At 41.6% G+C, this 23,236-nt stretch carries 19 protein-coding genes; 7 read left to right on the top strand and 12 right to left on the bottom strand.

Translation table 11 applies throughout. The features are described from left to right. Positions 1-490: glycoside hydrolase family 15 protein (locus ACKTT2_RS49315; RefSeq protein WP_407900444.1), on the bottom strand; the 490-nt coding region annotated here is incomplete at its 3' end. A 363-nt stretch (positions 491-853) separates the two neighbouring features. Between ACKTT2_RS49315 and ACKTT2_RS49310 the strand changes: the two genes are divergently transcribed. Then, positions 854-991, top strand: coding sequence for a hypothetical protein (locus tag ACKTT2_RS49310; protein ID WP_407900443.1), 138 nt, complete (start codon positions 854-856; stop codon positions 989-991). 817 nt (positions 992-1,808) lie between these two features. Here ACKTT2_RS49310 and ACKTT2_RS49305 read toward each other — a convergent pair. Further along, positions 1,809-1,991, bottom strand: a complete 183-nt coding sequence (locus tag ACKTT2_RS49305; protein WP_407900442.1) for a hypothetical protein — start codon at positions 1,989-1,991, stop codon at positions 1,809-1,811. A gap of 173 nt (positions 1,992-2,164) precedes the next feature. On the opposite strand from ACKTT2_RS49305, the gene mgtE reads away from it, so the two are divergent. Continuing rightward, complete coding sequence (mgtE, locus tag ACKTT2_RS49300) at positions 2,165-3,514, top strand: magnesium transporter (protein WP_407900456.1); 1,350 nt, start codon at positions 2,165-2,167, stop codon at positions 3,512-3,514. Positions 3,515-3,728: 214 nt separating this feature from the next. Here mgtE and ACKTT2_RS49295 read toward each other — a convergent pair whose 3' ends face one another. The 3 genes from ACKTT2_RS49295 to cofH form a co-directional block, all read right to left on the bottom strand. Beyond that, positions 3,729-5,228 carry a family 10 glycosylhydrolase gene (locus tag ACKTT2_RS49295; protein WP_407900441.1) on the bottom strand — a complete coding sequence of 500 codons (1,500 nt, stop codon included), beginning with the start codon at positions 5,226-5,228 and terminating at the stop codon, positions 3,729-3,731. Between the two features lie 368 nt (positions 5,229-5,596). Continuing rightward, entirely contained in the window at positions 5,597-5,998 is a 402-nt protein-coding gene (gene psb27 / locus ACKTT2_RS49290) for a photosystem II protein Psb27 (protein WP_407900440.1), read from the bottom strand. A gap of 217 nt (positions 5,999-6,215) precedes the next feature. Continuing rightward, positions 6,216-7,352, bottom strand: a complete 1,137-nt coding sequence (gene cofH, locus ACKTT2_RS49285) for a 7,8-didemethyl-8-hydroxy-5-deazariboflavin synthase subunit CofH (RefSeq protein ID WP_407900439.1) — start codon at positions 7,350-7,352, stop codon at positions 6,216-6,218. Between the two features lie 352 nt (positions 7,353-7,704). Between cofH and ACKTT2_RS49280 the strand changes: the two genes are divergently transcribed. Then, positions 7,705-8,949: a glycosyltransferase gene (locus ACKTT2_RS49280; protein ID WP_407900438.1), complete on the top strand. Its 1,245-nt coding sequence runs from the start codon at positions 7,705-7,707 to the stop codon at positions 8,947-8,949. Between the two features lie 132 nt (positions 8,950-9,081). Continuing rightward, positions 9,082-10,776: a glycosyltransferase family 39 protein gene (locus tag ACKTT2_RS49275; RefSeq protein WP_407900437.1), complete on the top strand. Its 1,695-nt coding sequence runs from the start codon at positions 9,082-9,084 to the stop codon at positions 10,774-10,776. Positions 10,777-10,937: 161 nt separating this feature from the next. On the opposite strand, the gene ACKTT2_RS49270 is transcribed toward ACKTT2_RS49275, so the two are convergent. Next, entirely contained in the window at positions 10,938-11,534 is a 597-nt protein-coding gene (locus ACKTT2_RS49270; protein WP_407900436.1) for a DUF3318 domain-containing protein, read from the bottom strand. A 210-nt stretch (positions 11,535-11,744) separates the two neighbouring features. Here ACKTT2_RS49270 and ACKTT2_RS49265 point away from each other — a divergent pair, with 210 nt between their 5' ends. Then, positions 11,745-12,005, top strand: coding sequence for a hypothetical protein (locus tag ACKTT2_RS49265; protein WP_407900435.1), 261 nt, complete (start codon positions 11,745-11,747; stop codon positions 12,003-12,005). 133 nt (positions 12,006-12,138) lie between these two features. On the opposite strand, the gene ACKTT2_RS49260 is transcribed toward ACKTT2_RS49265, so the two are convergent. The 6 genes from ACKTT2_RS49260 to ACKTT2_RS49235 form a co-directional block, all read right to left on the bottom strand. Then, the gene (locus tag ACKTT2_RS49260) at positions 12,139-13,863 is read right to left on the bottom strand and encodes an iron uptake porin (protein ID WP_407900434.1); all 1,725 of its coding nucleotides are present in this window, start codon (positions 13,861-13,863) and stop codon (positions 12,139-12,141) included. A gap of 145 nt (positions 13,864-14,008) precedes the next feature. Beyond that, positions 14,009-14,608, bottom strand: coding sequence for a Crp/Fnr family transcriptional regulator (locus ACKTT2_RS49255; protein WP_407900433.1), 600 nt, complete (start codon positions 14,606-14,608; stop codon positions 14,009-14,011). 305 nt (positions 14,609-14,913) lie between these two features. Continuing rightward, entirely contained in the window at positions 14,914-17,154 is a 2,241-nt protein-coding gene (locus tag ACKTT2_RS49250) for a PhoX family protein (RefSeq protein ID WP_407900432.1), read from the bottom strand. A 173-nt stretch (positions 17,155-17,327) separates the two neighbouring features. Continuing rightward, positions 17,328-17,996, bottom strand: a complete 669-nt coding sequence (phoU, locus tag ACKTT2_RS49245; protein WP_407900431.1) for a phosphate signaling complex protein PhoU — start codon at positions 17,994-17,996, stop codon at positions 17,328-17,330. A gap of 26 nt (positions 17,997-18,022) precedes the next feature. Then, on the bottom strand, positions 18,023-19,336 hold the full coding sequence (locus tag ACKTT2_RS49240) for a sensor histidine kinase (protein WP_407900430.1): 1,314 nt from the start codon (positions 19,334-19,336) through the stop codon (positions 18,023-18,025). Between the two features lie 312 nt (positions 19,337-19,648). Further along, complete coding sequence (locus ACKTT2_RS49235; RefSeq protein WP_407900429.1) at positions 19,649-20,401, bottom strand: response regulator transcription factor; 753 nt, start codon at positions 20,399-20,401, stop codon at positions 19,649-19,651. Between the two features lie 670 nt (positions 20,402-21,071). Here ACKTT2_RS49235 and ACKTT2_RS49230 point away from each other — a divergent pair. Together ACKTT2_RS49230 and ACKTT2_RS49225 are read left to right on the top strand one after the other, a co-directional pair. After that, positions 21,072-22,046, top strand: a complete 975-nt coding sequence (locus tag ACKTT2_RS49230; protein ID WP_407900428.1) for a coiled-coil domain-containing protein — start codon at positions 21,072-21,074, stop codon at positions 22,044-22,046. Positions 22,047-22,094: 48 nt separating this feature from the next. Continuing rightward, positions 22,095-23,189, top strand: a complete 1,095-nt coding sequence (locus tag ACKTT2_RS49225) for a coiled-coil domain-containing protein (protein WP_407900427.1) — start codon at positions 22,095-22,097, stop codon at positions 23,187-23,189. The last annotated feature ends 47 nt before the right edge of the window (positions 23,190-23,236 follow it).

Raw genomic sequence — 23,236 nt, 5'->3', positions numbered from 1 at the left:
CATCAAAAGTGTAAATAATTTGCAATCCCGAAGCTGTCATTTGTGCCAACATCAACAAAAATATTGATGTCGCATCTAGTTGCAAATGTCCCCATTCATTATCGCCAACAACAATGTCACCAGTTGCCGTATTGTATTTAGCGTGTAAAGCATCTAATGGGGCTTGAGTGTGCTTAAATTTCTCGACTTTAGCACTTTGCCGCATCATGGCAAACAGCAGTCCCCGCATCAATTTAACAACACTGTGTTCTAACTCATAAGTTCTTCCCTTGCTTTCATCAACCTTGCGGTATGCTAGCGCCAAACCCCAAACTGCCAAAATGCTGTAAACGTTATCGCGTACCCAAGCATCAGTGTAGTCTCCATGGGCAGTTATTGCTGTACTCGCTGGTAGCAAACCAGTTATTGGGTTCTGACGGGCTAGGATAATTGTCTTGATTTGCTGATAATAGGAATCCAGGCGAGTTTGCAGTTGAGCATTTGTTTTCATACGTATCTTACCCAGGTTTTCGGAATAGCACCATTAGGCTGTGAAGTTAATTATGTCACGAAGGCACAAGGCAGAAGGCAAAGGGTAGAAGGAGGCGATTCGATTGACTACGGATGACTCCGTTTCACATACGTCTATTTGATTCATTAGTTTTCTACGATTGAGAAAAATATACTCCAAATTTAAGATTTTTTCAAATCTTTATCAGCAAGCAGCCGACTTTATCTTTATCTTTATACAGACTCTGCTATATATAGATCGGGACAAAATTATAAGTAAATACAATTTTTTGTAGAACAAAACAAAAAAGTAATGAGTCCATAAATCTCAAACAACAATTAATTATATAAAGGAGAAGTGAATATGTCTGTACGTTATAATCAAAATCAATCGCCACTTGTAAAAGTCGTCTATAGCCAAGTTAAAGTAAATGGTAAGCTCGAACTCATTCCACTAGAGCTATATACTGATGGTTCATTGAAACGTGCTGGAAATCAATGACTAGTAACTAGTGACCAGTGACCAGTGACCAGTGACCAGTTAAAGAATATTTAAACTGTTAAGTATTGAAGATAATTTTATTTTCCTCCTCGCGCATTCCCCCTACTTAAAAAACGCTAAGTAGGGGGTTTTTCTACTTTACTTTACTCTCTCTATTTACCATTCTCTGTAAAGTGGCTATTCCTATCAATGTTAAATTGTGGGCAATGCTACAAAAATGCGATAGTATAGAATGCCTCACTTTTAGATACCAAAAGCCTTATTGGTAAGCAATACCTACCCGACAGGTATTTCAAAAATCAAATAGGATGCTATATAATTAAGATGGTGTAATCTTGACATAAATTGGCATTCGAGATTTGCACCTAAGCCAAAAGGCTATTATAATTGGTTTCATTTGGTAGTGAGGAATTTTAGCAGTTCGTTCATTTGTCAGATGGACAGCCAGAGTGTTGAAGGTTTCACATCAACAAAAGACCTTCTGACTTGTTGGCAAAAACTCTAAGATCTTGAGCAAATTTGTGATTCGCGAACAGTAAACAAAGATCTTTGGCATTGATAACACTACTCACCTATGACGTAGATACAAATCTCACCAAAATCAGATGGCTGTTACTAGATCTTGCGATTCAATGCTTGTAGCAGCTTCTATTTTTGTTGGCAATGCACTTTAAACTTAGCTTGTCAAATTGTAGCAAGCAATACAAATTTTCGGAAAAAATTGGGTTCGTTAGGCTGACGCATACCGAGCATTTTTTTGATTTTCTCATGAAAAAAATTGGAGTTCCGTATGATTACAGAATCTTTATTTTTGTTCTCAAACAAAGGCTACTTCTTGCTGAGTAAGGATTTTAACATTAAAAAGTGGTTGAATAAAATTACCTATGGGGTTGACATAGATAGCCACAGTAGTAGAATTTACTTCAGATTCACAGACATCAGGGAATAAGAAATTAGCTTGTCTGAAGATCGCAAGTTTCCCATACTGAAGTTTCAGCATCTACCGGATTACACGATGCCGGGTTAGTATTATAACTTAGCGATTCTATTTGTGAATCGATGTTGATTTTCTAGGGGTTATGGACCAAAGCCCACAAGACGACGGCAGTACCAACCTCCTCTGAGCTGGCGAGTTTGTCTCCCAGCGCGGGGGAGACAATAGGAGGTTTTATGATGCTCACTGAGGATATTCGCAATTCAGCCATTGACATTGCAGACCTCAACCAACTCAAGTTGGATTTGAACTGTTTGCAACCTGTTGACGCTGGGGAATACATTGCACAATTGCCCAAGAAGAAAAGGGCGATCGCATTTCGCTTACTCAACAAATGTCAGGCGATCGATGTATTTGAATACTTACCTCCAGACGTACAGGAGGATTTGCTCAATTCCCTACACGATATTCAAGTTGCCCAGATTGTCGAAGCAATGAGTCCCGACGAACGGGCAGAATTGTTTGATGAATTGCCAGCCGGAGTTGTCAAACGGTTGTTACAAACACTCAGTCCAGAAGAACGTCAAGCCACAGCAACAATTCTCGGTTATTCCGAAGGCACTGCTGGTCGTGTCATGACAACAGAATATGTGCGCTTGCGAGAAGGATTGACAGTCGGGGAAGCACTCAGCAAAATCCGTCTTCAAGACAAAGACAAAGAGACTATCTACTATGCCTATGTGACTGACGATAATCGCAAGCTCGTAAGTGTAGTCTCCTTGCGCCAGTTAATCTTTACTTTCCCTGATGTCTTAATACGAGAGATAGCTAGCGATCGCGTTGTTAAAGTCAAGACAGAAACCTGTCAGGGAGAAGTTGCCCACATCATGCAGCGGTATGACTTGATAGCTATTCCCGTCGTCGATCGAGAAGACAGATTAGTAGGAATCGTCACGATTGATGATGTCATGGATATTTTGGAAGAAGAAGCCACAGAAGATATTCAAAAGCTAGCAGGTGTAAGTGGTGGTGATGAAGATACCTTATCCCCTCCCCACGTAACTATTCGCAAGCGATTGCCTTGGCTGTTAGCAAATATCGTTTTGTACATTGGTGCAGCCAGTGCGATCTCACCTTTTCAGGGAGTCATTTCACAAGTACCGGTGTTAGCAATCATCATGCCAATTTTGGCTAATAGCAGTGGTAACGTAGCTTTCCAAGTCGTGTCAGTCACAGTCAGGGGTATTGGCGTAGGAGAAGTCACACCAAAAGATACAGTACCGCTTTTGCGTAAGGAAGTTATGGCAGGTGCGGGTACAGCCATAGCGTTAGGTCTAGCGCTTGGCATACTCTCCCTAATTTGGTCGCCTCCTCAAGATCGTTGGGTATCGGTAATTGCAGGAATAGTAATGATAGCAAATGTCCTTCTAGCAGCCACTTTAGGTACGCTATTACCCATGGGGTTGAAGCGAGTCAATCTCGATCCAGCGCTAATAAGCGGTCCCCTCATGACCACTACTTTGGATGCTCTTGGGTTTTTTACATTCCTATCGATGATCTCATTTGCTTTACACGTGTTTAAGGGATAGGGGATTGGCGATTGGCGATTGGTGATTGGTGATTGGCGATTGGCGATTAGCGATTGGTGATTGGTGATTGGCGATTGGTGATTGGCGATTGATGATTGGTGATTGGGGATAGAAAAATTTTTCCCAGTCCCTAGTCCCCAATCCCTAGTCCCCAGTCCCCAATCCCTAGTCCCCAGTCCCCAATCCCTAGTCCCCAATCTCCAGTCCCCAATCCCTAATTCCGGCAGAACTTGCGCTCGTTATCATGCTCTGGCTCTTGCCAAGAATAGGCAAAATGGCTAACTCCCCTTAATTGCGGAGTTGCTTGGCGAAGTGCCTGCATTTGTGCTTCTAAAGATGGACGATTACTGACAGATTCTCCCCACTTACCTGCTAAAGCTGGAATCACTGCTGTGTTTGATGGTGCTATGTTTAAAACTCGTTGTACTTGAGCCACAATACAATTAGCATTAGAACAATTTGCATAAGACATGGGATGCCACTCCAAAGAACTTGGGAATTTATCCCAAGGTTGTAGGCGGGAATCATACCCTTGACCTACCGTTTGATTGCCGTCAGGGAAGAAAACAGCCCCTGCAGGAATTCCCATCTGTTGTACTGGATGTGCTACTAAGTTAACAAAATCTAGAATGCCTTGCATAGCGTGGGCAACAGATAGCTGCCATAACTCTAACTGCAGTTGTGGTTGTCTTTGATTTGGAGGAACAATAGATTTTTGTTCTGTTGCTGATGTTCGACCTTGCCACAAGGGTTCTCCTTCGTAAGGATAGAGTGTATCGATTTCAGCAATATCGCCTGCCGTTATATATCCCTTGCTTAAAAAACGCCGAATTAAATCTAGCCCCTTATAGTTAAGCGCCCTTTGAAATAAAGCTTGTTGAGTCGCATCGCTGTACAACCATAAATCTGTGACTTTGGTTGCGATTGAATCACTTCCTGCTTGTCGTGGGTAGCGTACATAGTCAAAGAGTACTCCATCGGGACGACGGCGCAACACCTCTTGTAACATTTGGTAGTAATCGCGTTTTGCTTGTACGTTATAGGGGTCAACAAAAACTTGTGAATTATTATCTACAACATACAAGCTCGTTTGTCCCTTACCATTACGAGCTATTGCTCCTTCGCGATCCGAACGTTGGGCGTAGGTATAACCAAAATTAGTTGTAAACATCCAACCATAAACCTTGAGACCCCTTTCGCGCCCTTTTTGAATGGCTTCAGCAAGCAAATCTGTTTTTTCTGTTCCTGGCGTGCGAACAACGGAAGGCCATACTGTAGGGTTAGCTCCTGTTGGTAGGAGTACCTGCCCATCATAAAAAACTTCCAAATAAACTTGGTTATAACCCTTGTTAACAATCCGATCCATAACTTGGTCAATTGCTCCAGGACGGGCATCACAAGGATATAAACGCAACCAAATTGCCTGCACTTGCGGCCAATTACGATTTCGGCACTCCTGCAAATCTTGTGCTTGCTTTTGTATCAATTGCTGATAGCGCTGTCGCTCCGCTTGTTTGCCTTTGAGTGCTGATAAGCGTAAGTTTTCTTTTTCTTGCACTGCCTTTGGTGAAAGTTGGCAGTATTCGGTTAATTCTGCTTTTACAGATTGATTCTCAATCCAAGGCAGCAATAAACCGCTTGTGAAAAGAACAGCCGCTAACAGGCGTTGCCAAAAAAATATTGGTTTTACCACATTAAAAGAACGTTTAGGCATACGTAGAACTATAATTACAAAAGAATCATTAACCTTAACTTATATTCATTCAAAGGTAATGTATATTGAATGCCATAGTATAAGGTATATGAGTCCATGTGCCATAGACTTTTAAAGTTTGATAAAAGTTACTTAATATAAAAATAAGATTTTCATATCCCCGATAACTTCTGCGGATATACCCTCTCACTTAACCGTCTCTCGTTCCCAGTCTCAGTTGGAAATGCAGCACAGCAGGCTCTGCCTCGCGGTCTACCTGTACACAAGAGGCAGAGCCTCTAAAGAAGGCATTCCCAGGCGGAGCCTGGGAACGAGGTGGGAGAACTGACCCATTACTGAGGAAAACAAAATTATGTGATAAATCGCACTTATGCGCCCCGACGAAGTGCTGATTCAACCTGCTGAAACTCTTGTTCCAAACGGTCTTTGAGTTTTTTCGGTATGGGACGGTTGGGATAGGAACTGTAGTGTCCTGCTAGGGAGTTAAGAGCTGTTCGCATGGTTGTAAAGGAACTCAGTCCAGAAACAGAAGGAACCCGCTGATAGCGAGCAGCAAAATCATTTATCTTTTTGCGTGCTTCTGCTTGAACTGCTGTTTTGTTTGGTGCGTCTTCTGTTATGTCTAAGGCAGTTCTTAGGGTACTAACTACCGTTAAGGCGTCTTGAGAGTAATCTCCTGTTAAAGCACCTACTTCATTAGTAGAACAGCCCGCTAGACCAACAACGACTACCAAAACTAGGGCAAGTAGACGTGACCAATAACGCTTCATATGCAACAAGTGAAACAATACCTAAATCAACGTCCATCCTATCTTGGAATGGTATCCTGGGGAATCAGTGACCAGTGACCACCTGACCAGTGACCAGTGACCACCTGACCAGTGACCACCTGACCAATGACCACCTGACCAATGACCAGTGACCACCTGACCAGTGACCACCTGACCAGCGATCGACTAACGAATAACAACTAACAACTAACCACTATCAACTAACAAACTGATAAAGCGTATCTCTTTGCTGGTACGGACGATTTATGGATGCGATCGCCCACTGTAAAGTTTCGACTTCCATATTCGTACCACCTATAGCACCTGCCATTGAGGTAATGTGTTCCTCCATTAATGTGCCTCCAAGGTCGTTACAACCCCACTTTAAAGCTTCTGTTGCACCACTTAATCCCAACTTTACCCAACTCGGTTGATGATTAGCTATCCAATTTCCTAAGAAAATCCTTGCTACAGCCGTAAGTAACAGCGCATCTGCCAAAACAGGTTGATCTCGTCCCACGCGACGGCGTAAGGATTTGGGAGCTTCTTGACCAACAAAAGGTAACAGTATAAATTCACTGATAAATGCTGGATATTCCCTATTGATAGCAGTTTGTTGGAGCGATCGCAATTTTTCCAAATGTCTTATTTGTTGCTCTGGTGTCTCAATATGACCGGATAACATTGTACTGGTAGTATGTAAACCCAATTTGTGAGCCTTTGTCACAATTTCTAGCCAAGTAGCTGTATCTGTTTTCTCTGGACAAAGAATATGTCTGACTTCATCATCTAGAACTTCAGCTGCCGTTCCCGGCATAGAATCCACACCAGATTTATGCAAAGCTAGAATAACATCACTTAACTCTAGCCCATCTTCTCTTGCCATAAACTGCACTTCTTGAGGAGAAAAAGCGTGCAGGTGTATTTTGGGAAATTGTTCCTTGATAGTTTCTACAAGCTTGAGGTAGTATGGCAAAGACTTGCCATTTATCTTGGCTTGCGGGTTCAATCCTCCCTGCATACAAATTTCCGTTGCACCTCGCCGTACAGCATCTGTTGTCTTTTCTAAAATCTGTGTCCAATCGAGCCAGTAAGATCCCTCCTCTGTTGCATCTCGGCGAAATGCACAAAAACTACAATGTTGCTCGCAAATGTTAGTAAAGTTAATATTACGATTAATAACGTAAGTTACAATGTCTCCGACTTGCTGTTGACGCAATTTGTCAGATGTAGCGCGAATGGCAGCAATTACAGTCGGATCGGTTTGTTTTAACAAAACTAGTCCTTCTTCAGGAGACAAATCGTACCCCTCAAGGGTACGGTCAAGGATAGCATCAACAGTTACAGTAACCACAGATCGGTAGAAGCAAACGTTTTCAGTGAACAGTGACTAGTGACCAGTAAACAGTAACTAGTGACCACCTGACCAGTGACCAGTGACCAGTAAACAGTAACCAGTGACCACCTGACCAGTGACCAGTAAACAGTAACCAGTGACTAGTAACACTATATATTAGTATAAAACATGACTAATTACTAATAAAAATTCCTGGGAAATAGAATTTTTGCAGAAATTATAAGACAATGACCTTTAACCTTTAATCAAATTATTTCACTTTAGATACCCACGAGCAATTACTTACGGTGGGGACAGAAAAATCAATTTTCCCTAGTCCCTACTCCCTAGTCCCTATTCCCTATTCTCAATGAGTATCATCCAACCTGATTCACTTTTGTTAGTACCGACAAGTCCTTTGAGGATTTCTGAATTGCCACCTAAAAGCTCGCGCATAGGAGCTGAAGCAGTTCTCTTTTCCCTGGTTATCCCAACTTATAATGAAGCGGCAAATATCAAAAAAATGATTGGGGTATTGAGTGGGTTACTGGATGAATTTATACCTGGTAACTACGAACTTATTGTAGTTGATGATGATAGCCCAGATGGTACATGGGATATTGCGAAGTCTTTGATGCGAGAATACCCTCAACTTCGAGTGATGCGACGCCAACACGAAAAAGGTCTTTCTAGTGCAGTGATTCGTGGATGGCAGGTTGCAAGAGGTAGTATTCTAGGGGTGATTGATGGCGATCTGCAACATCCACCTCACGTCCTCTTGGAACTGTTAAATACTATAGAACGAGGAGCTGATTTGGCAGTCGCTAGCCGTCACGTAGACGGTGGAGGGGTGAGTAGCTGGAGTTTTATCAGGCGTTTCTTATCCCGTGGTGCTCAAATCTTGGGATTGATTATTTTACCAGGTGTCCTTGGTAGGGTTTCCGATCCCATGAGCGGTTATTTTCTGGTACACCGAAACTGCATTGTTGGTAAAACTTTGAGTCCCGTTGGTTATAAAATCCTTTTGGAAGTTATTGGACGGGGCAATATAAGCCAAATTGGTGAAGTGGGATATGTATTTTGCGAGCGCAAACAGGGTGAAAGTAAAGTGACATGGAAGCATTATTTTGACTACTTGCATCATTTGATACGTTTGCGCCTGTCTACAGGAAGGTTGGGACGATTCAGCCAACGCTTGGGTTTTCCTCTCGGTCGCTTTATTCGCTTTGGTTTAGTGGGGTTGAGTGGTGTTTTTGTAGATATGACTGTGCTTTATTTGCTCGGCGATCCTACAACTTTAAATTTGCCCCTCACTTTGAGCAAAATTATTGCAGGTGAAATTGCAATTTTCAATAACTTTTTGTGGAATGACATTTGGACTTTTAGTGATGTCTCAAGTCAACAAAATCAATGGCATCAAAGGGTTTTACGGTTTTTAAAATTCAATCTGATTTGCCTTGCTGGTTTAACATTAAATGTGTTCGTCTTACGGCTGGTGTTCGCCTTTATTATTCCCAATCGCTACATCGCTAACTTGATTGCAATTGCAGTAGCTACTATCTGGAACTTTTGGGTTAACCTAAAGTTGAGTTGGCGAGTGACACAGGTGAAGTAAGTCATTGGTCATTGGTCATTGGTCATTTGTCATTGGTCATTGGTCACGAACTATTTTGGAGAAGTGAGGATTGGTGCAGGAACAAAATGGTAGGGGTTGTGAGTTATAAGTTATGAGCATCGCAAATAATTTATGCATTCAAAATTCAGAACTCGAAGCTTAAAACTCAAAACTCTACCACTGTGGTTGGTGTGGCTAGCAATTGGTATTGGCTTGCGCCTGATGAACTTAACTGCCAAGCCCCCTTGGACTGATGAATTTTCTACTCTCGTGTTCAGCTTGGGTAATAGTTTTTTACCAGTTCCTTTGGATAAACCGATTTCTATCGATATTTTACTGCGATCGCTACAACCCCAAGCTGGTGTTGGAGTCAAAGACGTACTGACGCATTTATTGAGCGAAAGCAATCATCCACCGCTTTACTTTATCCTGACTCACTACTGGACAAAATTATTTCCAACCCAAGATGGGTTGGTTTCTCTATGGGGAGCGCGATCGCTTGCTGCTTTTTTAGGTGGGTTATCTGTCCCTGCCATTTATGCCTTATCGAGGCTGACTTTTCGTTCCCGTTTGGTTAGTCATTTAGCCGCAGCACTTATGGCTACCTCTCCCTATGGAATTTTTTTAGCACAAGAAGCCCGTCATTATACTTTAGCAATCTTATGGGTTATTGCTTCTCTTGCCTGCTTGGTTATTACAACAAGACACATCAAGGAGCGTACCCAGTTACCTCTATGGATTGCGTTTTGCTGGACGGGAATTAATGCTTTAGGTATTGCTTCCCATTACTTTTTTGCGCTAACTCTTTGTGCTGAAGCTTTTGTTTTACTTTTTCTCGCTTGGCAGCAGTGGGGACAAGGGGACAAGAATCTTAACACTTGGTTGCGAATTTATGCCGTTGCGGCTGGTACATTAATTTCGGGCTTAGTTTGGTTGCCCGTGTTTTTACAGAATAGCTATGGTAATAAATTAACAGATTGGATTCAAAGCCCGCAACACGGAATGGCTTGGATAAATCCCATCTTTCAATCTCTAGCAGCATGGATTACGATGATTTGCTTGTTACCTGTGGAAGCGGCAAATCTCGTTGTAGTTGTTATCTCTGGGATTATCATGCTGATTTTCTTTGTTTGGGTTGTACCAATTTTACTGGATGGTTTTAAGGTTCAACTCAAACGAGCGCAAACCTCTTTCATGATGGAGGTTTTTACAGTATTTGTTGTTGGTGCGAGCGCTTTATTTTTCATCATTACCTATTGTTTTGGTATTGATTTAACGCGAGGTGCTCGTTATAACTTTGTCTACTTTCCAGCGGTCATTATTTTAGTTGGAGCCAGTCTTGCAGTGTGTTGGCGTAGTAAAGAAAAAGTGAGATGGGGAGTCAGTGGAAAACAAGCTGTAGCGATCGTTTTGGTGATGGGATTGGTAAGTACCGTGACTGTAACTTGTAATCTCGGTTATCAAAAGTACTATCGCCCAGATTTATTTGTACAAATTATTCAAAAAACTTCTCGCGTACCCGTCTTAATTGCAACGACTCAAAAAACTCACGTACACATTGGGGAAATGATGGGAGTCGCAAGGGAATTTAAAATTCAAAATTTAAAATCTACAACACCACAATTTTTGCTAGCACATCAAGATGAAGATCCAAAGACTTCTACTAATGCTCTACAAAATACTTTAAAAGGACTATCGCGCCCCTTGGATTTATGGGTGGTGAATTTTTATGCACCACTACCAGAAGAAATTAAAAATTGTGCGATCGATAGTCGCTCTTTACCAGCAATCAATGGCTACAAGTACAAATTGTACCATTGTAGATAGTAGGTTGGGTTGAGGAACGAAACCCAACATTGAGAAGAACGAAACCCAACATTGAGAAGAACCAAACCCAACATTGAGAAGAACGAAACCCAACGTTTAATTGAATTATTGGGATTGTTGAGTTCTACCCAACCTATTTAAGATTTACTTTATAAAACCTCTTACTCCTTCGGAATTCCTACAGGAGACAATCCAGCCATAACACGCAAATTTTGGCTGCGGATTAATTCGATAAAGTCTAGCCCAGTACGTCCTTCAATTTTGGCTACAGCCTCAATTACAGCTAACAAATGCTCGGCGGCTTCGGCTTCTGAATAACCCCGCCGGACTGCTATGCGAATAGCGGCTTCATCGGCATTAATTTCTGATTCTTGAGAACGATTCATTCGCCATACACGAAATAGTGCTAGCCCGGTTAATCCACAAGCTACAACTACACCGACTGCATCTGCTTGGGCTGATTCTACAAATCCTCCCAATAAACCAGCTACGGCTATGCCTTGATAAATATCGGGCTTAAACCATTTGACTCCTATTAACCAACTCACAGTTCGCAACAGTAACAAGTCACGTTGTGGTTTTGTCAAGCGACGCCATAAATCGAAGTTAATAAGTATTGGTCTGTCTTGATTCCAAGGCAATGGTAAGGAAGCGTCTATCACCTTTTGCTGTTCTGGTTTGCTTACAATCTTTGTCAGCATACGCCCAGAAGCAGGCATAATGTCTATTAAACGGCGTATTTCAACATTTGGTTCCATCTTAAGCTATTAGCTACTAGCTTTTACCTACTACGTACATTTCAAAAATCAAATAGGAGTCCTATATAAGCTAAGATTACCTTATTTATTTGCATAATAGGGAAGTACAAGCCAAAACACTGTTGATAGTCATTTTTACTTATAATCTGATGGCTAACATTTAGACGTGTCATGGCTCGTATCTACAATTATTGATTAATAGTAATAATTATGGACGCTTTTACTCCTATTCCCCCCAATTGGACAAATCAAGCAACTCATGCTTATGAATTTTGCTGTCCCAAATGTCGCTCAAGCAGTTTAGAAGCCGTACAAGTCTGGATAAACCGACGCTCGCCTGTCTTAACCGAACAAAACCGACGTAAATGGCAGGAGTTTTACCAGTGTCATTGTGGTTCTGTTTGGTGGGCTTGGAGTAGCGATCGCCCTCCAACTGAGTTGTCTTCCTCACAGGGCGATCGAATTGAGTAGATAATCAATAATCATCAAAAAAGCCCGCCAAAGCAGGCTTTTTTGGTAGGGTGGGCAATGCCCACCAATATCAAACGGTGGGCATTGCCCACCCTACTAGACCAAAAGAGAATGTTGTTAATTTGCAAGTCTCTTAGAAGGTGAAGGTAGTACGTAATGTACCTACATATTCAGTATCATTTCTATCATTATGTTCTGGGTTAAAAATAACTATAACACCAGGAGTAATAGAAATATTGTCGTTCAGTTGTAGTCTGTAAAGACCTTCTAGATGATAAGAAGTGTCGCTATCTCTGAGCGCTCTAGTTCCACCGCCTGCAGCAGCTATTCTAGCGTCATTGCTTGTAACTTTGGGTGGTTGACCAAAGATAATACCTAGTAAGCTACCTTCACTACCAAAATCTTTGATACCGAGGCTAGCAGCCCAGTACCATATATCTGCTCTGTCACCAAATCCGGCGTTTCCAGTAGCTGTATTACCAGAACTTTCAGCTACTGCATCAGTATAACCGACCCAACCAGAAACAGTTAGCTTGCTGCTAGGTCTGAAGGTAGCTTCTATACCGTAATGGTTGCCTGTAGTAGGATTGTTGCCAAACGGTTGAGATGCTATGTTACTACCAGTACCTTCAAGCAGGTTTACACCACCACCAGAAATGACGACACCAGCGGCATTCGTCCGTGCAGGATTTTGATAGCTGTGTGCATAGGTGAAACCAAGATTAAAGGCTTTGCTAGGCTGGAAACCTATTTGAGCTAAGGCTGCATAGTTACCATCAAACAGACCATCCCTATCTAATGGGTTACTGGCTCTGTTATTACCGCCTCCTGCTAGGTAACCCACTGAGAGGTTGAGAACTCCTTTGGGATTTAGGGTGATTGTTGCACCCGCACCGCCTTGACCTTGACGGTAGATAGGGCTAAAACGACCGTAGCGGGAGATAGAACCCCGACCGGAACTAGCAAGGTCTGGGTTGAAAGTGTTGATATTTTCGAAAAATTCACCGTTATTAGCGTCAACTTTTATGCGCACGGCATCGGTAAGGTTGAAGGAATAGTTGAGTTTATCGATAAAAACGTCGTTTTGTTCGTCTCCATCGTAGGATAGACGAGTCATGTTGGTACCAGTGACGCCACTATTGTTAATAGTGTTTCGAGCTTGCAAACGAGTTTGCAATAAGTCCGAACCAAAGAAACTGGAATTCAAGCTCAGACGAATCCGGTCTGAAAAAACAGTGTTGCTATCTATGTCTGGCTGTGGTGCATTTGGGTTACTTCTCAATTGGCGAGCGCCGATTGCAGCATCTCCAAAAGTGTCAGACAAGCTGAAAATAGCTTCCCCAACTAGTTTGGTTGTGGTAGAGAATTGATTAGCTTCTAGTTCAGCAGTACGGGCTTCTAGAGCATCTACACGACCGCGTAAAGTAGCCAATTCAGCTGAAAATTCTTCTTGCAAGCGCTGTAAGGTAGCCAAGTCTTCTTTCCGAACCAAGTCAGCAGTCGCTGTGGCAATTAGTTCGTTAACTCTATCCAAACAAGCGTTCAAACCTGCTGCAAACTCATAACGGGTCATTGCACGGTTACCGCGATAGGTTCCATTGGGGTAACCTGCTATACAACCGTAGCGCTCAACCAAGGATTGCAATGCTTGGAATGCCCAGTCTGTTGGTTGTACGTCAGAAAATTGAGAAACGGATGTAACCTGACCGAGGTTATTATCATTTTGCTGTTGCTCTAGTTGAGCAACGGAGGGCACATTTTCAGTAACTTCTCCGGCTAAAGCGCTGTTGGCTGTGAAGAATGTTGCAGCCACAACGAGCGGGCTTAACTTCAGCAATTTCCAGGATAGTTTTGTCATGGTTTTTGTCTCACTCACACCTACTAAATCGATCGCAATCCCATTCCAGACTGTAAAAGACTCTGGGATTTACCATTGATATTCAGTTAGAATTGTACCAGATGTTCGTTACGAACAAAAGTTGCTAGAACATCACTTTTTATATTTATTTCTTATCTTGAAAACGTAAAATCATGCGGCGCTTGTGGCGTAACAAAGTTCCTTCTTCTTCAAACTGCTGAAGAAGTCGCGTGACTGTGACTCTTGTTGTATTTAATACTTCTGCCATCTCTTGATGGGTCACGTTGAGTTCTATTAACTTACCTTGGTCTACGTCGCGACCAAACTTTTCACTTAACCACACAAGAAATTGCCACAAGCGTAAAGAAATAGGTTTGCGATGAACTATACTCAGTAGCTCCTCTGCTTGTTGAATGTGAGATAGCAAAGCGTTAACATCTTGATTCCATAAGTGCGGCGGAACAATGCTTGCTTCTACGCTTGTTAAACACTCTATCTGATAGGGCTTAACTCTAGACAAGGGATGACCAACCAGTTCTCCACTTCCCCAATAGCCCAAAGTGATAAATGTGCCGTCTTCACTCCAAGTTAATGTCCGAACTGCCCCTCGCTCAATTCGCCACAGAACGTCATTGCGTGCGGGAATAATTTCACGCCGCGTAAACAAACGTTGCGGTAGCTGAGTGTTGGAGGTGGGGCTAGGTGGCTGGGTCGTGTTCGGCGTGTGACTTGTAGAATACATCATGGTTATGGGTGTTAAGTAGAGTGGGATTGTTTAACTGAGTTGGGCGAGCTATGCGCTTCCTAAAACTTAGAAATCTTTTGGTAGTTCGGGAGGAACTTCAGTCAAAAGTAGGATTTAGGCACATAATAAACTTTGATATTGTGAGTGTATTGCCAGTAATCTTGACTCTCTTAAGTATTTTTTTTGGAGAAATCTTTGTTAAGAAATAGAGCTAAGCAGTAGTAAGCTCTGTGTGAAAATATTTTTCTTGTTTGAAGAAAATTGAATCAGCAGTAGATAATGTTAGTCTACTGCCGATCGCACAATTAAACAACTCGTGACTTTGAAATAGCCACTACTGCTGGTTTAGGAGGGGCGTCAAGAGTTTTACTCGGCCAATTCGATCCAATAGGAACTTGCCGAGTTTGTATAAATTCTTCACCTGTAGTTGTCGTCACAAGAAACTTTCGTGTCTCCAATTGTTGGTTTTTCCGAACTCCATTAGCCTCCCCTGGGTGCTGAATTGAAAGGAACATAGTTTCTTTATCTCGAGAAAAACAGGGACCCGTTGTTTCGCACTCCATTGGTCCTAGTGCAAATAGATAAGCCCTACCCGCGTTTTCTCCAGATGTAGGAATATGCCACATAGCATTGTTTCCAAATAAACCAGAAATACTAACTGATTTACCATCTTTACTACGAGATTCTACAGATTTATTCATCTTACCAGTAGAAACATCTGTTACCATCCAAACACTGCCATCGTCATCTAGTAATAAATTATCTGGATTGGCAAAACCCATACCACCTGTAGATGGTTCGCCACCTGTTGCTAGCATCGCCCAACGGAAGTCCATAGCCGCAGGGTCGTTACTCTCTTCCTGTAGACGCATAACCCAGCCGTATTCATAGGGAGTTTCGCCTTTGGGACCTTTGAATACAGCCGTGTCGGGACCACCTTCATTATCTGGCGATCCAGAAGTAAAACTAATGTAAAGGTTACCATTGGGGGCTATCTCTGTATCTTCAGGACGCGCCGTACAAGTTGCACCTGCTGCATTGGCTGCATAGTGAGCATCAATTAGAATCGCACCTTGTTTTTCCTCTGGAGTTCCTATATAAAGGTCTCCAAGTTGTTTAAACCGTTTTTTGTATTGAGCAATTTGCTCGTCTTGAGTGGCTTCAAAATCTCCACCTTGAACGCGGGGCGGTAGTCTTTGGAAGCCTCGCACGGCTTCTACTTCTTTTGCAGGACCTTTTGGTAAGCGAATGAGGTTTCCTGTTATTGTACTGGGAAGATTGGGCTCGATAGGTGTATCAGCTTTGAGAGGAATCCAGCGACCCATACCATTAGCATTAAATTTTGCTGCATAAAGCATTCCTTGTGCAAGCAAACGGGAATTACCTTTATCTTTGGGATCGCTCACTTTATCGCGGCTGACAAACTTGTAAATATGTCCTCCCCGGCGATCGCAACCAGAGTAAAATGCGAGTGGTTTTCCTGCTTCTACCCGTACACCCACAGCTTCGTGGTGATAGCGTCCCAACCAAGTGTGTTTTGTCCCGTAGTCATTGGGGTTAGCGGGATCGACTTCCACTATCCAACCATATTTATTTCCAGATAGACCAAAAACATTGCCTTGTCCGAAAAGTTCCTCATCACCTAGACCAAAAGGTCGCTTTTCTGGCTCAAAGGATGTACCATCAGCATAAACGGGTTCTGGAACTTGAGCTTGAAAATTTTCCTCGGCACTGAGGACTGTACCCCAAGGTGTTGTTCCACCAGCACAATTGGCAAAAGAACCGATAATGCGATCGCCCAATTTATCTACGTATCCCAATCCCTGTTTTTTGACAAATACTGCGACTGCGGGTCCGGTTGCTTTTAAATACCGCCCATCTTCCAACCCAGATACACCACTGATTCTTCTATCAGCTTTGGAGTTCGTGCGTTCCCACTTACCATCAGCTGTTTTGCGAATTGAGATAATACCCAACCCTTGATCCAGAAGCGATTCTTTACTAATATTTCTTATTTGAGCCTTAATTGGGTCGTTTTCTACTAATCCAAAGGCATTTACCTCATTTTTGCCCGATTTACCTGCTTTCAACGCTGATTTCACCTCATCAAACGGCAAAGATTTTCCAATCACTTGCTCATACGTTTGCATCCATGGGATGGCGCTGATATATTCAAAATTAATTGATAGATATCCTTCGTTTTCTCCAGTTTGCACAAACGATAAGTAATCGTTATTGTACCCAAAACGAGAATCACCTACCTTATCACCCCATGCAGCAATGACTTGATATTGATACCCTTCTGGCAATATCAAATCATCTTGTATTTCATAAGTTTCATACTGCTGCTTTTGGTCTTCTAGTCGGAAACCAGCTGTTTCTAAGGGAATAGGACCTTTAATTGGTTTAAAAGAGAATGTTGCTTTTACATTTTGCGTAGTAGGTTGCACTACAACTTTTGTGTCGCATCCGCCCAACGAACTCAGTGCAACTGTACCTGCACTTCCTCCTAACAACAGCAAGAAATCCCGACGTGTGATACTCATCTGCTTAATCAATTACACCAGTGCCATCTGTAAGATAGCAAACAACTTTTATGCCGTTGTGCTTAATGTAAAGGTGTAAGTTTAAGAACAGGTAAGCTTTTGATAAAATGTGTGCTGTTTAACAAATATTTAATGGTCACTGGTCACTGGTCACTGGTCACTGGTCTCTATTTTCAATGTCTCTGACCCGTGACAATGTAAGCGACTCGTTGACCGATGTTAGTTGCATGGTCTGCCATTCGTTCCAAACAGCGAATTGTAAGGACAAGCAGTAAGATTGGCTCAATGACTCCAGGAACGTCCTTTTGATGTGCTAGAGTTTGATAGAGTCGCTCATAAGCATTATCTACAGCATCATCTAGTCTCTTTATATACCGCCCACCAGCAGCATCTAAATCTGCCAAAGCGACCAAACTCGTTGCCAACATGGCTTGAGCGTGATGAGACATATCCGCAATTTCTGGTAAAGAAGGGTGAGAGGGGTAAGGAAAAAGTTTAATTGCAATTTCCGTTAAATCTTTAGCGTAGTCTCCTATGCGTTCTAAATCGCGCACGAGTTGCATAAAAGCACTTAAACAACGCAAATCTCTAGATGCGGGCGACAATTGGGTCATTATAGCCGCACAATCTGATTCAATTTGCCGATAAAATGAATCAATTTGTTCGTCTAATGTCGGAAGTTCCTCAGCTACTGTTAGGTTACGAGTGAATAACGCTTGGTGACTTAGGCGAAATGATTGTTCCACCAAAGCGCCCATACGCAATACATCTCGTTCCAATCGCCGAATCTCACGGCTTAGCTCAGGTCTTTCAGGGTTGGGACTGTGGAGGGGAACTTTCACACTTGTAGTCAAACATGAATATTTTATTAACTATAGTCTTGACTTGGGGAATTTGCCATAACCTTTGGAAGTTGAATCTGTAGCCATGCACCTCCTGTTTGAGGATGGTTCATCGCTTTTATAGAACCACCATGAGCAAGAACTATTTGTCGAACAATTGCCAAACCTAAGCCGCTACCAATAATTACCGCTGACGAGAGATTATCTGTTATTGTGACACGAGAACGAGAGCGATCGCCTCTGTAGAATCTTTCAAAAACGTGCGGTAGATCGGCTTCAGAAAACCCCGAGCCCGAGTCGATAATATTAATTTCTAATACCGACTCGTCCAGATTTTCATTCCCAGGAACTATTTTAGCCTCAACTTCAATAGTTGTGCTAGGGGGGCTATACTTAATACTGTTATCTAATAAATTCAAAAACACCTGGTAAAGTCGAGATTCATCAGCATCAATCCAAATATTTTCCAGACCTGAGTATGCTAGCTGAATTTGCTGACGCTGTGCCAAAGGTTCTAGGGTTTGCCAAGCAGAAGCAATGAGCGATCGCACTTCTAGTGAGTTACGATGGAGCTGGATGGTTGGATTGGATTCTAACTGGGTAAGTTCTAACCAACACTGTACTAAGTTTATCAAGCGATCGACCTCTTGTAAAAGCCGACCGACCCATCGGTCTAGAGGTGGTTTTACGCGATCTTGTAAAGTTTCGACAATCAAACGAATTGAAGTTAGAGGCGTTCTCAATTCGTGAGCGAGGTCAGAAAAAGCTCGTTCCCGTGCTTGAGCGAGATCGAGCAAAGGTTGCTGATTTTCTATAAATACACCCACTTGTCCTTTAGGTAAAGGCAAGCTTGTCCCTCGCAACATCAAAGACTTAACCTCTGAAATAGCAGCTGCATCCTCACAAGAAGGGTGAAACTCCCATTCCTTGGTTTGTAGCTGTTGGAAATTCCGAGTTTGCTCAATTAATTGGTCGAGTTCGTAAGACCTAACTAACTCTAGCAGCAAGCGGACTTGACCTGGTTGCCATCTTTGTAGGTACAGCATTTTCTGTGCTTGGTCGTTACACCAAAGCAGCTGATTTTCCTCATCAACCTGTAAGTAACCCACTGGAGCAAACTCAAGCAAATCTTTCTGGGTTTGCAGTACCTGATGCAATTGTTGCCTTTGTTGCTTAACCAGTTTAATTTTGTGCCGCAAGTTAGGAATAAGCAGCACCCTGTGTGAGGGTACGGTTAGAGGTTGTAATATTTGGGCTAAATAGTCGTTCAGTTGAAACTGTTGCCATAACCAAAACCCAATACCAACCGCCAAACCCAATAGAAATCCCAATATGAGCATTGCTGGCTGCTAGCTGTTAGTTGTCTGATGTTCAATAACACACTAACGCTTATGTCTACCAGAAACCATTCGTATTGTCAAATTTATTTTTAGAAATTGTATTGGGCATTGGGCATTGGGCATGGGAAGAGACATTTTCACCTCGTTTACCTCGTTCCCAGCCAGAGGCTGGGAATGTCTTCTCAAGAGGCTCCGCCTCCTGTAACGATGTGCAACGCGAGGCAGAGCCTCTAGTAATGCATTCCCAGGTTCTACCTGGGAACGAGAGACTACTAAATGGGAAGTCTAGTAAGATCTTACAGTCCCCAAAAATCAACCAAATCGATACCCAAAACCCCTAACCGTTACGATATATTCTGGACGGCTGGGATCGATTTCCAACTTTTCGCGCAACCAACGGATGTGTACGTCTACAGTTTTACTATCTCCCACAAAATCAGGTCCCCAGACTTGATCCAATAGTTGTTCCCTCGACCAGACACGTCGAGCATAGCTCATAAACAGTTCTAACAAACGGAACTCTTTAGGAGACAAATTAACTTCCTGACCGCGAACAAGTACGCGACATTCTTGGGGATACAAAGTCACATCCTTATATTGTAGGACGGGCAGTTGAGGTAAATTACTCAAACGCTGACGACGGAGCAATGCTCGACAGCGAGCAACTAACTCCCGCATACTAAAAGGCTTAGTGAGGTAATCATCTGCACCCACTTCCAGCCCAAGAACGCGGTCTGTTTCGCTACCTTTTGCACTTAACATCAAAATAGGGACTGGATTTCCCTGATAGCGAAGTAAGCGACAAATATCCAATCCATTGATTTGAGGTAACATCAAATCCAAAATCACCAGATCGAAAGGCGATTCCCCCGAATTTGGCTCGCAATTTTTCAAGTATTCTACAGCCAACCGCCCATCAGAAGCAGTAAGCACCCCATAACCTTCTTCTTCCAACGCCAGAACAATCATTTCTCGGATGAGTTCCTCATCTTCCACTATTAAAATTCGGCTTCTGTGTCCGATTTCTGTTGTGTGAGGATACTTAGTCAATTCGCTGGTAAACATTGATATCACAGAGTTGAGTGGTTGCGCCTGTATCAATCTAACTTATGCAGTTTCAGTAAAATTACGCTCTGTTACTCGCGTTTTGCTTTGCAAATTGTAATATATGCAACTTAATAACAATTATAAACCAACGTCACCTCAACACCAAAATTGTTTTTCACTCTTTCGCTTTTATTTAAAAAGTCAAAGAGCAGCAAGTAACTTTATCTCAGCACATTCCTTATATGAAAAACCTTTGAGCTTCACAATTGCTCAAGACACTTAATTAATCAATATATTCCAATATTTTTCTACTCAATTGTAACACATAAAACCTTATTAATTCTTTGTCATTGGTCATTAGTCACTGGTCAGGTGGTCACTGGTCACTGGTCAGGTGGTCACTGGTCAGGTGGTCACTGGTCAGGTGGTCACTGGTCACTGGTCAGGTGGTCACTGGTCAGGTGGTCACTGTCAAAAGCTTGACAAGAAAAAATCACTGTGAGTATACTTGTTTAGTACATAAGTACTAAATACGGCTGGGAGTTTCTCATCCCAGACAGTATTTTATCATTTCAGTATTTTTACTGTACTTGCAACGCATATTCAAAGGCTACCCTGAACTCAGTACTGGGTAGACTTTAGTATGACTTGTTACTCAGGTAATTGATGTGTATTCAGGAGATGAAATATGACAATAGCTGCATCAAAAGATAACAAACAACAACTCATGCAAACATTTCAGCAAATTCTTGCAGACAGGAAAAAGTTAGAGTTAAAAATAGCCACTAAGCAAGAAGAAGCGGAAAAGGTAAAAAATACACAAATTTTAGACGCTGTTTCCACATACACAGTTGACAATATTGTTAAAGGACTGGCAGATTTACAATTAGAGTTTGGTAGTATTGTCAATTCCTTGTCTGAAAAGTTAGCAAAAGAGACTTCTAAACTAGATGAATTAAATCAAGCAATAGAGATTGAAACAAAACGCTTGCAAGAACTTCAAAAGATAAGAGTTGTTGCAGATACTCTCGATCTTCTTACCAAAGAGCATCAAGAAAAATTAAAAATTTTAGAACAAGATATTGCTAGTAAAAGAGAATTACTAGAAAAAGAAGTAGCTAATACTCGTAAAGATTGGCAAAAAGAGCAAACAGAATATGAAGAAGCTTTAAAAGCATATAATGACTTACTTACTAAAGAACGAACCTTAGAAGAAGAGGAATATCGTTATAAATTAGAAAACTCTCGTAAAATTAATACCAATACCTATGAAGACAAAAAACGTACTTCAGAACGAGAAATTCAAGAAACCACACAAGAAAGAAGTAAAAATTGGATAGAACGAGAGAAAGTCCTTACTAAAAATAAACCTTTGTTTGACGAGTATCAAAAGAAACTTGCTGTCTTCCCTAATGAATTAGAAGAAGCAATTAAAAAAGCGAGAGAAGAAGCTATTAAAGAAACTAACCAGAAAGCAAAGATCGAAGCAGATTTGTTGGAAAAAGAGTGGGAAGCTACAAAGCAAAGTTATGAATTAAAAATTCAATCTTTGGAAGAAGCTATTAAGAAGCAATTAGAGCAAATAGAAACTATTTCTACTCAATTACAAACAGCATTGAAACAAGCTCAAGACTTAGCAATGCGAGCTTTTGGAAAGAGTTAATAGATAGTGGTTTAACAACTAACAACCAACCAATAGAGGAGATATATTGTGCCACCAAAAAAACCTAACGACAAGAATACTAAAGCTGAAATTCTTCAAGCTTATGAAGAATTAGCCAAAGAAAAAGTAGAACTTAAATCGCAAATTGACCAATTCCAAAAAAACGCTAGTTCTACTAATAGTTCAGTCCCTCAAGAGAATCCAAAGGTAGAAAACAAACCAACAATTATGAATCAAGCATCTAACGTTCAGCAAAAAATGAATTCTACAGTTGAAAGCTTAGTAAAAATTCAGTTGGGTTTTGGCAGTGCAGCAAGTGAATTGTCAGAACAACTGACGACAAGAGCATCTAAGCTAGAAGCGATCGGTGAATTATTGGAAACAGAAAATCAAGAGTTAAAACAATTACACAGTTTAGAAGTATCAGAAGATACTTTAGATAACCTCATCACAAGCTACGAAGAGAATTATAAAGCCTATCAAGAAGAATACAATCAACAATACGAAACATTATCGCAAGCAATCCAAGAGCAAAGAAAAGCTTGGGAAAAAGAACAAGAAGAACACAAACGCTTGATAAAAGAAAGAAATGAAAATCTTAATAAAAATCGTCAAAGGGATGGTTCGGAGTATAAGTACGATCTAGAGCTTCGGCGTAAATTAGAAACTGAAGAATACGAACAACAGCAAAAAGTGTTGTATAAAGAATTGGATGAGTCCCGACAAGAAATAGAAAAACAATGGGCTGAGAGAGAAAAGACAATTTCAGAGCAAGAAAAACAGTTTGAAGAATCTAAAGCGAAAGTAGAAGCGTTTCCTAAAGAAAAGGAAGCAGCAATTAAAAAAGCCACAGAAGAAGGCAAAGGTATTGCCCATTATCAAGCTAAGATTAAAGCCGATATGTTTGCTAAAGAAGTGGAAGGTCAAAAGCGCTTTTACGAACAGAGATTGCAATCTTTAGAACAAACTATTGGCAATCAGGAATCTCGCAGTCAAAACCTTTCCAAGCAACTTGAATCTGCTTTAAAACAAGTTCAGGATTTGGCTGTTAAAGCTATTGAGGGAACTGCAAATGTCAATTCTTATCAGGCTATGAAAGAAATTGCTTTAGAACAAGCTAAAGGTCAAGTGAAGAATAAATAATTGGGATAGTGGTTGGGAGCATCCCAATTTGGAAAAAATATTGGGCG

It is taken from the genome of Scytonema hankhaensis NUACC26, assembly GCF_045865695.1.
GTDB lineage: Bacteria > Cyanobacteriota > Cyanobacteriia > Cyanobacteriales > Nostocaceae > Scytonema.
The sequence above is the reverse complement of the archived record's forward strand: the minus strand, read 5'-3'. Positions and strand labels throughout refer to the sequence as shown.